Origin of the sequence: Fictibacillus arsenicus, assembly GCF_001999465.1 — a bacterium.
Classification (GTDB): domain Bacteria; phylum Bacillota; class Bacilli; order Bacillales; family Fictibacillaceae; genus Fictibacillus; species Fictibacillus arsenicus.
Genome location: NZ_MQMF01000081.1, coordinates 1 through 671, shown reverse-complemented (window position 1 = coordinate 671; position 671 = coordinate 1). Strand labels below are relative to the sequence as shown.

1 protein-coding gene is annotated in these 671 nt (G+C 75.4%); it reads right to left on the bottom strand.

Annotated elements, in window-relative coordinates; translation table 11 throughout:
* Window positions 1-671, bottom strand: a 671-nt coding sequence (locus UN64_RS21920) for a biotin/lipoyl-containing protein (protein WP_369073195.1), incomplete at both ends; no start/stop codon positions are given.

The window sequence follows — 671 nt, the reverse complement described above, 5'->3', positions numbered from 1 at the left end:
CCGTGCCGGCCGTGACCGTCTGGCCCGGCGCGACCTCGAGCCCGCTGACCACGCCCGCGCGGTGGGCCGCGAGCGGCTGCTCCATCTTCATGGCCTCCACGACCACGATCAGGTCGCCCTCGGCCACGGTCTGGCCGTTCTCGGCGGCGACCTTCACCACGGTGCCCTGCATCGGGGCGGTCAGCGCGTCCGTGCTGACGGCCGCGGCCACCGGCGCGCCGCGCTTGCCGCGGGGCCGACGTCGTCCCGCACCGGCCCGCTGGGCGGCGCCGGAGATCGTGTGCAGGGCCTCGCCCCACGTGGGCAGGGTGACGTCCACGCGCTTGCCGTTGACCTCCACGGTCACGGTGTGGCGCGCCTCGCGGGGGGCCGGCTCCACCGGGGTGAGGGCGCTCGGCTCGATGTGGTTCGCGAACTCCGTCTCGATCCACCGGGTGTGCACCGAGAACGGCTCCTCCGAGCCGGCGATCTCGGGGGCGAAGGCGGGGTCGCGCACCACGGCGCGATGGAAGGGCAGCACCGAGGGCATGCCGACGATCTCGGCCTCGCGCAGGGCGCGGGCGGCGCGCTGCAGGGCCTGGCGGCGGTCCGCGCCGGTGACGATCAGCTTGGCGACCATGGAGTCGAAGGCCCCGGAGACGGTCTCGCCCTCCACCACGCCGGAGTCCACA